Source organism: Pseudomonas sp. B13(2017) (genome assembly GCF_002113245.1).
In the GTDB taxonomy this organism is placed as follows: Bacteria; Pseudomonadota; Gammaproteobacteria; order Pseudomonadales; family Pseudomonadaceae; genus Aquipseudomonas; species Aquipseudomonas putida_Z.
In genome coordinates this window covers 115,596-124,115 of the sequence record NZ_NEJX01000019.1, presented here as the reverse complement: position 1 = coordinate 124,115, position 8,520 = coordinate 115,596, and the positions used below count along the sequence as shown (strand labels likewise).

Annotated in this window: 5 protein-coding genes; 2 read left to right on the top strand and 3 right to left on the bottom strand. The window is 65.2% G+C overall.

Annotation, left to right across the window (positions count from 1 at the left end; translation table 11 throughout):
* The first annotated feature begins 513 nt into the window (after positions 1 to 513).
* Both CAG44_RS28455 and CAG44_RS22205 read left to right on the top strand, forming a co-directional pair.
* Entirely contained in the window at positions 514 to 747 is a 234-nt protein-coding gene (locus CAG44_RS28455) for a hypothetical protein (protein ID WP_139833474.1), read from the top strand.
* A 196-nt stretch (positions 748 to 943) separates the two neighbouring features.
* On the top strand, positions 944 to 1,675 hold the full coding sequence (locus CAG44_RS22205) for an alpha/beta fold hydrolase (RefSeq protein ID WP_305880078.1): 732 nt from the start codon (positions 944 to 946) through the stop codon (positions 1,673 to 1,675).
* Positions 1,676 to 1,725: 50 nt separating this feature from the next.
* On the opposite strand, the gene CAG44_RS22200 is transcribed toward CAG44_RS22205, so the two are convergent.
* The 3 genes from CAG44_RS22200 to CAG44_RS22190 all read right to left on the bottom strand — a co-directional run bounded on the left by CAG44_RS22200 (position 1,726) and on the right by CAG44_RS22190 (position 8,462).
* Complete coding sequence (locus CAG44_RS22200; protein ID WP_085588182.1) at positions 1,726 to 2,475, bottom strand: SDR family NAD(P)-dependent oxidoreductase; 750 nt, start codon at positions 2,473 to 2,475, stop codon at positions 1,726 to 1,728.
* Entirely contained in the window at positions 2,475 to 2,897 is a 423-nt protein-coding gene (locus CAG44_RS22195; protein WP_085588180.1) for a MerR family transcriptional regulator, read from the bottom strand. Before CAG44_RS22195 ends, CAG44_RS22200 begins: the two co-directional genes overlap by 1 nt.
* 69 nt (positions 2,898 to 2,966) lie before the next feature.
* On the bottom strand, positions 2,967 to 8,462 hold the full coding sequence (locus CAG44_RS22190; protein ID WP_085693002.1) for an AAA family ATPase: 5,496 nt from the start codon (positions 8,460 to 8,462) through the stop codon (positions 2,967 to 2,969).
* Positions 8,463 to 8,520: the final 58 nt, after the last annotated feature.

The following is an 8,520-nucleotide window of genomic DNA, read 5'->3' as shown; positions in this document are numbered from 1 at the left end:
TTTGTGTTCTTTCGAATAAGATTTTCGCACTGATTTTGCCTCCAATTGGGCGCCATCATAGCGCCCGAAGAAGGTGTCCAAAATCATTAGGCCAGTTCAGTTTACCCGCGAAGCAAGCGCCGCGATGGATGGCACCGGCGGTGCCGGTGTTCGCGGGTGAACCCGCTCCCACAATGATTGCTGTTGGGCAAAATGACAGCTAACGGTCGGTCGCGGATGGCTGCTAACGACCCAAGGCGGAAATCTGTAACCGGGGCCGCTTCGCGGCCCATCGCCGGCAAGCGCGGCTCCCACAGGTACAGCGCATGCCTGAAAGCTGGTGATATTCCTGTGGGAGCCGGCTTGCCGGCGATGAGGCCGGTACTGACAACAGTGCTTTGGATCACTGTCCGCTTTGGGTCGATACCGGTCGGTAGTGACTGACGGCTTTCGACCCAGAGCAGCCCTTGAGCAATACTATGACGAAGCAGTAGCGTTGGCAGCAAGGTTGACGAGTAATACTCTGGTAAAAGAATGTCCTTCAATTCGCATAAGAAAAAACTGCTAGATGACATCGAGCCACTCTCGCACCGTGCGTCACATGCGCGCTCATGCGACCTGCTGGTAGCTCAAAAAATAGGATTGCCTCGTGATGCTGTAATTGAACTGGTGGCGCGTCAAACTGGCGTCAATCTCCATAAGCCACAGTCTGTTGCCGAACTGCTGATCGCTTTAGCGGAGCTGGAGAAAATACGCCTGGGTCAATAGTGGCTATCCCAGCCTGGAGTCTTCGTCTGAGGCTGTCAGAGGAACTGACCGCTATGGGTCGGTAGCAGACCAATACTCCCTCTTAACTCTTCGAAAGCTGGGCACATCTGTGCTGCATCGCTTCCAGCCCCCAAGGATCTACGTTCGGTAAACCGACGAGCTCTAGTCATAGAGTGTTCATCCGTGAAACCTAGGTATGGATGTGCGATACCCATGGACGATGGTGCAGGCCCCAAGCCAGGGTTACCGCGTGATTGCCCATGACCGCCGTGGCCACGGTCGCTCCACACAGACCGACAAAGGCAACGACATGGACACCTACGCCGCGGAACTTGCGGAACTGGTTGCGCACCTGGATCTGAAGAACGCCGTGCATATCGGCCATTCCACTGGCGGTGGCGAGGTTGCCCGCTACGTCGCACGCCATGGTGCCGGCCGCGTCGCAAAGGCGGTGCCGATCGGCGCGGTGCCGCCGATCATGCTGAAAACCGCGAAGAACCCCGGCGGCCTGCCGCTCAAGGTGTTTGACGGCTTCCGCGAAGCGCTCGCCGCCAGCCGCTCGAACTTCTACCGCGACGTCGCAGGGGGCCCCTTTTACGGCTTCAACCGGCCGGGCGCGAAGGTCTCCGAAGCGGTGATCGGCAACTGGTGGCGCCAGGGCATGAACGGCGGGGCCAAGGCCCATTACGACTGTATTGCGGCCTTCTCGGAAACCGACTTTACCGAAGACCTGAAGCAAATCGCCGTGCCGACACTGGTGCTCCACGGTGAGGACGATCAGATCGTCCCCCTCGACGACTCCGCGCGCCTCTCGATCCAGCTGCTTCGCAACGGCACCCTGAAGACCTACCCCGGTCTGCCCCACGGCATGTGCACCACCCACGCCGAGACCATTAACGCGGACCTGCTGGCCTTCATCAAGGGCTGATGCCGCTGCAAGCGAAAGCTCCGGGGCACAGAGCCCCAGGCTTATTCCATTCAGAGCTGCGACAGCCCGCCATCGACGCACAGGTCGACGCCGGTGATGAAGCTGCTGTCGTCCGAAGCGAGGAACAGCGCAGAGTTCGCCAGCTCTTCAGGGCGACCGAGCCGACCCAGCGGAATTAACCCCGCCAGTTGCCTTTCGAACTCACCGTACTGCGCCTCGCCGATGCCCATCTTGCCGATGATCGGCGTCCGGACCGGGCCGGGGCTCAGGCAGTTGACGCGGATGTTACGGCCCTTGAGTTCCGCTGCCCAGCTGCGGGCAAAGGAGCGCACCGCCGCCTTGGTCGCCGCGTAGACAACGTGGGCCTCCAGCGCCTTCAGGTGGGCGATGGACGACACCAGCACGATGGAGCCGCCGTCACGCAGCAGCGGTAGCGCTTTCTGGATGGTGTAGAAGACGCCTTTGACGTTGATATCGAACTGCTCGTCAAACTGCTCTTCATCGACCTGATCGCCCGGAGCCGGACGGATGACGCCAGCGTTGGCGACCAGCACATCGAGGCGGCCGAAGCGCTCTCCGATCTGCTGGTACAGGTCGTCCAGCTCCTCCAACCGGCTGGCGTCGGCGCAGATGCCCACGGCGTTTTCACCGATGAGCTCGACCGCCTCCTCCACCGCTTGCCGACGACGCCCGGTGATGACCACCTCGGCGCCTTCCTGGGCGAATCGTTGCGCGGTGGCCAGGCCGATACCGCTGTTGCCGCCCGTGACCAGGGCGACCTTGTTGCTTAGCTTTCCCATCATATCTCCAACGTTGCTTGTGAATCCGCTCGTTTGGGAGGTCGCAAATCGGGAGCACGCAGCAGGTCCTGTTGCAGGGGCAGATAGCGCTCGATCTTTTCCGCCAGGCGTTCGCGGCGCTCGGCCAGCTGGGCCTGCAGCGCGTCCAGGGCCACCAGTTTTTCCAGGTGCTGCTGCAGGCAGGCGAGGAAGCCTTCGCTGTCCTCTTCCTCCTCCAGGTACTGCAGCAGGCCGTGGATCTGCCGGGTGCTGAAGCCGCACTCGAGCAGCTCGCGCACCCAGAGCACGCGTTGCACCATGGACGCGGCGTAGTCGCGATAGCCATTGTCCAGCCGCGCCGACTCGATCAGCTGCTTCGACTCATAGTGGCGAAGCGCGCGTGTACTGACGCCGGCGCGTAAGGCCAGCTCTCCGATTTGCATGTTGACCTCCGATGGGGAGCACTCTGGGGGCTTGACGCTAGTGTCAAGGTCAAGCCCCCTTTCGCTTTTTCAGTCGGCCATTGTGGGATGCGCCGGCAGGGTGAACTGCACCGCCGCACCACGGGGCTGGTTGGCGCTGGCCCAGAGATGGCCGCCATGGCTGTCGATGATCGAGCGGCAGATCGACAGCCCCATGCCCATGCCGGTGGCCTTGGTGGTATAGAACGGCGCGAAGATCAGGTCGGCGTTGTTCTCGGCGAACCCCGGGCCGTTATCGCACACCCTCACTCGCACGCCACCCGCATCGGACTCGGAACAGACCAGTAGGTGGCGCTCGCCAACGGGCACACCGTCCATGGCTTCCAGGGCATTGACGATCAGGTTGAGCATCACCTGCTGCAACTCTACCCGGTCACCCTCCACTTCCGGCAGGCCGTCGGCAAGTTCGACGCGCACCACGGCACCGCACTTGGCCGCCTCGCCGCGGGTGAAGTCGACCATCTCGCGCAGCGCCGCGCTGACGTCCACGGCCTGTTTCTGCGGCGGTGTCTTGCGGATCAGCTGGCGGATGCGCCCCAGCACCTCGGCGGCGCGGTTGGCGTCCTTGATGATGCGCCCCAGCACCTGGCTGACTTCACCCAGCTCCGGCGGCTGTGCCCCCAGCCAGCGAAGGGCGGCATTGGCGTTGGTCACGGTGGCGGCGATCGGCTGGTTCACCTCGTGGGCGATAGACGCTGCCAGTTGTCCCATGGTCGCCACGCGGTTGGCGTGGGCCAGTTCGTTCTGCACCTCGCGATAGCGACGTTCGCCCTCGCGCACGCGCTCCTCGGCCTGCTTGCGCTCGGTGAGGTCGAGCACGAAGGCCACCCCCTCCTGTTGGCTGGCCTCGAAGGCCGCCAGGCCGACGATCACCGAAACGCGGCTGCCGTCCTTGCGGATGTATTCCTTCTCGAAGGGCTGTGCATGCCCGGTCCGGATAGCCGAGGCAAGGTGCGCTTGACTCAGCGCGAAGGACTCCGGCGGTGTCAGGTCGTGCCAGCGCACGCGGCCGGAAAGCAGGTCATCACGCTCGTAGCCGACCATGCGCAGGAAAGCGTCGTTGGCTTCTGCTATCTCGCCGCCCGCACTCCAGACGATGATGCCGATGATGTTGGCGTCCACCAGCCGGCGAATCCTCGCTTCGCGTTCCGCGGCGTCGCGATAAAGGCGCGCGTTCTCCAGCGAGGTCGCCGCCTGCGAGGCCAGCAGTCGCAGCACGGCGATCCGTGCAGGGCTGAACACGCACGCCGAGAGGTTGTTCTCCAGGTACAACGCGCCGGTGAGCTTGCCCTGGTTCATCAGCGGCATGCAGAGGATCGAACGCGCGCCGTGCTGCCGGACATAGGGGTCGGTAGTGAGGCCCGGCTCGGCCATGGCGTCGTCCAGGCACAGGCTCTCGCCAGTGCGCAGCACCTGGTAGAGCACCGTCTCGGCCAGCGTCGCTGCGCGGATCGGTTCGTTGCACAACTGCATCGCGTCGTCGCCGACAGTCGCCAGCGCCGCTATGCGTGGCTCACCCGCTTCGGCAAGAACCAGCACGCCACGCTCGGCGCCGGCCTGCTCGATGGCGGTGCGCATCACCATGTCGATCAGCTTCTCCAGGACGATCTCGCCCGAGGCTGCCTGGGATACCTTGAGCACGGTGGCCAGGTCCAGGTGCTCCACCGGGGTGGCAATGGTCGCGGTCGGGCCGGGCGCGGGCTCCTCGTTGCGCAGGTAGCGATGTTTCCCTTCCAGCTGACGCACCTTGCCATCGGCGCCCCAGCGCAGGTAGCCGTATCGCGCGTCCTGCAGGTAGACGCGGGCGATCTTGGCCAGGCCGCGCGCGCCGTAGAAGCGCCCCGCCAGCTCGTTGGCCAGCGCCTCGATCTGCACGAAGCCGTTGTCCTGCGCCTGGCGGATGGCCTCTTCGTAAAGCAACTCTGCGTCGACCAAACGCCCTTCGGCCCGGGCGATTTCCGCGCCCACCAGAGCAACCCGGCAGGCGAACGATTCGCCGCACTGCCGTGCCCACTCCTGCAATTGCGCGTGATGCACGGCCAGCTCTCGCAGGCGCTCAGATTGCTCATCGACAGCCGCGGAATCGAAAGTGGCAGCCAGCGTCAGCGCCGCATGGAAGTGGTATTCGGACTCCTCAGTAAAGGTCTCCACAACCCACAGCAGCGCCTTCGCCCGCGCCACACAATGCATGGCCGCCGCGTGATCGCCCGCCATGCAGCGGGCCTGCAGCTTGCGTATCCAGTACTTGGCCGCTGCCAGCGCCAGGCCCGGCGTGCTGTCCAGGTGCGCCTCGAAACGCGCCTCGTCGAACAGCTCATCGTCGAAACAGCCGAAGGTCGGGGTCTGCCCGCGCAGCGTACGGATCAGCGCCAGCTGCGTGCTTATGAAGTCCACCACCAGGCCGAAGCGCACCTTCTGCGCATAAGCCAGTCCCTGCTCGGCCTCTTCGTGCACCTGCGCCAGCGGCTCGCCGAGGAACAGCACATCAGCGATATGGCCGTTACCGGCATAGGCGGCGTAAGCCAGATCGCCGACGCGGTTGGCCGCGACGAAAGCCCGGCGCAGCAGTTCCCGGCACTCGCGCACCGGGCGCATCCAGCGCGCCACGAACATCGAGAAGCACAGGTAGGTGCGAGCCTCATGACGATTCAGCCCGCGCCGGTCGACCAGGTCGCAGCCCAGGCGACCGAAGCGGTAGCCGGCTTCGTAGTCACCGAAGCGGCGGCCGGCAATCCTTCCCACGTTCGCATAAAGCATGCAGGAGGCGTCGCAGTTGCCCCGCTCCAGACTCAGGCTGACGGCCTTGCAGATGGTCAGGCTAGCCAGGTTGGCGTCGCTCTGCAGCGCCGGGGCGAAAAGTTTGCCGAGGGCATCGAGAGTCGCCAGGGAGGCGGCGTCCTCCATCAGCGGAAGGTCGATCAGTTGCTCGATACTGCGCTCGCCCAACTGCGTCCAGATCTGCTGGTATTCCTCGCGCACCTGCTCGTCGTCCGGGTGCGCCGACCAGTGGATGCCGACTGCGTCCAGGTAGGCCAGGCATACGGCGACCGCCCTGTCGCTGCGGTCCTGCAACAGGCACACGTCCATCTGCAGGCAGGCCACCGCCGCCTGCTCCACCGTGGTGGCAGCGCGTGGCGTCAGCGCAGTGAGCCGCTCATCGGCCTGCGCCAGCTGGCCCGTGAGAAATTCGCATTCGGCACAGTTGAGTTCCAGGGCAAAGCCCAGGTCGTGACGGCGTTCCCAGCAATCGCCGTCGAGCAGTTGCATGCCGGCGCGCAGATAAGCCAACGCCGAGGTGTAGGCGCTTGAAGCCTTGGCGCGCTGCCCGGCCAGCAGATTGTACTCGGCCAGTTGCTCGCGCTCGGCGCGAGCCTCGATCAGCCGGGCGCCGCGGTTGAGCTGACCGACGATCTCGAAGATCGCTTCTTCGCGGCGTTCCGCCGGCGTCTGCTCGGCCAGCAGGCGACCGATGCGCAGGTGCGCCTCGGCACGGGCGGTTTCGGCGATCAGCGAATACGCTGCCTCGTGGATGCGGTCGTGGACGAAAGCGCAGGCGCCTTCCAGGCGCTCCACCAGTTCCTGGCGCACAGCCGACCAGAGTATTGAATGCACCTTCGCCGGCGGCAGGTCGAGCACGGTCGCCAAGGTACTGATCTGCGCGGTGTTGCCCAGGCAGGCCAGCTGCTGCAGCGCCTGACGGGTTTCCAGCGGCAGGCGCGCGAGCTTGCCGACCATCAGGTCGACGACGTTGTCGGTAAACCCCTTGGCGTGGATGCGCTCCGGCTCCCAGCGCCAACGCCGCGCCTCGTGGTCGTAAGTCAGCAACTGTTCCTGGGCCAGCGCCTGGAGGAACTGGATGACGAAGAACGGGTTGCCGGCGGTCTTGTCCTGCACCAGCCGGGCCAGCGCGACGATGCTCGGCGGCGGACAGCGCAGGGCCTCGGCAATCAGTTGCTCGATGTGCGCCCGGGCCAGCGGCGCCAGGCGTATCTCGTCGATGCGCACGCCGGCCTGGCGGATGGCTTGTAGCTTGCGAGTCAGCGGATGGCTGGCATCCACCTCGTTGTCACGGTACGCGCCCACCAGCATCAGGTGGCGCAGCTCCGAATGGGTGAGCAGGTCTTCGAGCAAGTCGAGGGTCGCCGCATCCAGCCATTGCAGGTCGTCGAGGAACAGCGCCAGCGGGTGATCGGCGCGGGCGAACACGCCGATGAAACGGCGGAACACCAACAGGAAGCGGCGCTGCGCCTGTTGCGGCTCAAGATCGGGCACCGGCGGCTGGTCGCCGATGATCAGCCGCAGCTCGGGAATCAGGTCGGTGATCAGCCGGGCATTGGGCTCCAGCGCCTGCAACAGGTCGCTGCGCCAGCCCTCCAGCACGTCACCGCTCTTGCCCAGCAACGTGCGCACCAGCCCCTGGAAGGCCTGCACCAGTGTCGAGTAGGGAATGTCGCGCTTGTACTGGTCGAACTTGCCGGAAGCGAACAACCCGCGCGGCGGGACCAGCACCTTGTGCAGCTCGTTGACCACCGAGGACTTGCCGATCCCAGAATAGCCCGACACCAGCACCAGCTCTGGCGTGCTGCTGGCGACGATGCGCGCGAAGGCCTCGACCAGCACCTCCACTTCCCGCTCGCGACCGTAAAGTTTCTCGGGCACCAGCAGGCGATCGGGCGTGCCCTGTTCGTCCATGCTGAAGGCTTCGATGCGCCCGCTCCGCTGCCAGTCGTCCAGGCAACGGCGCAGGTCGTGCTCGACGCCGGAGGCGCTCTGGTAGCGCTCCTCGGCGGTCTTGGCCAGCAGCTTGAGGACGAGTTGCGAGAGCATCGGTGGCAAGCCGGCAACCCGTTCGCCGGGCGGCGTCGGCTTGCGCGCGATGTGGCAGTGCACCCATTCCATCGGGTCGCTGGCGGAAAACGGCAGCGTGCCGGTGAGCATCTGGTAGAGGACCACGCCAAAGGCATAGAGGTCGCTGCGCGAGTCGACGGAGCGGTTCATCCGCCCGGTCTGTTCCGGCGCCATGTAGGCCAGGGTGCCGGCGATGGTCTCCGGCGGTTCGGGCGCCTGACGCTCGCGCGGCAACCGCGAGGCCAGGCCGAAGCCGGTCAGGCGGGCCTGGCCATCGGTGCAATTGACCTGGATGTGATTGGGCTTGAGGTCCTTGTGCACCAGGCCGCGCTGGTGTAAGTGGCGCAGCGCCACGGCGATGTCCACGGCCAGGCGCAGGCAGGTTGCGATGTCCAGCGGCTGGCGCAGCACACGGGACAACGGCTCGCCGCCGGGGTCATCGAGCAGCAGGCGGGTCTTGCCGCCTTCACGGTGCAGCGCCTGCGGGCGCAGTGCCCAGGCGCTGTGCAGTTCGTCGCGCAGGCTGTACTCGTGGGCCAGCCGTTCCAGCGTGGCGGGCAACGGATGTTCAGCGGCCGGGCGCACAAGCAGCACGCTGGCGCCGTCGTCACCGGATGGACGGGCGCGGCAGAATACCCGCTCGCCGTCGTCCCACAGGATCTTCTGTTTGCTGGCCATCGGTTCGGCAACCTCTGAAAGGTTTTCTGCTGCCCCCAGTGGTGGTCAGCGACTGTTA

What these genes read in the sequence shown, in the direction of transcription:
- CAG44_RS28455 (WP_139833474.1), top strand. Translation starts at nt 514, where the DNA reads ATGTCCTTCAATTCGCATAAGAAAAAACTGCTAGATGACATCGAGCCA.
- CAG44_RS22190 (WP_085693002.1), bottom strand. Translation starts at nt 8,462, where the DNA reads ATGGCCAGCAAACAGAAGATCCTGTGGGACGACGGCGAGCGGGTATTC.
- CAG44_RS22195 (WP_085588180.1), bottom strand. Translation starts at nt 2,897, where the DNA reads ATGCAAATCGGAGAGCTGGCCTTACGCGCCGGCGTCAGTACACGCGCG.
- CAG44_RS22200 (WP_085588182.1), bottom strand. Translation starts at nt 2,475, where the DNA reads ATGGGAAAGCTAAGCAACAAGGTCGCCCTGGTCACGGGCGGCAACAGC.
- CAG44_RS22205 (WP_305880078.1), top strand. Translation starts at nt 944, where the DNA reads ATGGATGTGCGATACCCATGGACGATGGTGCAGGCCCCAAGCCAGGGT.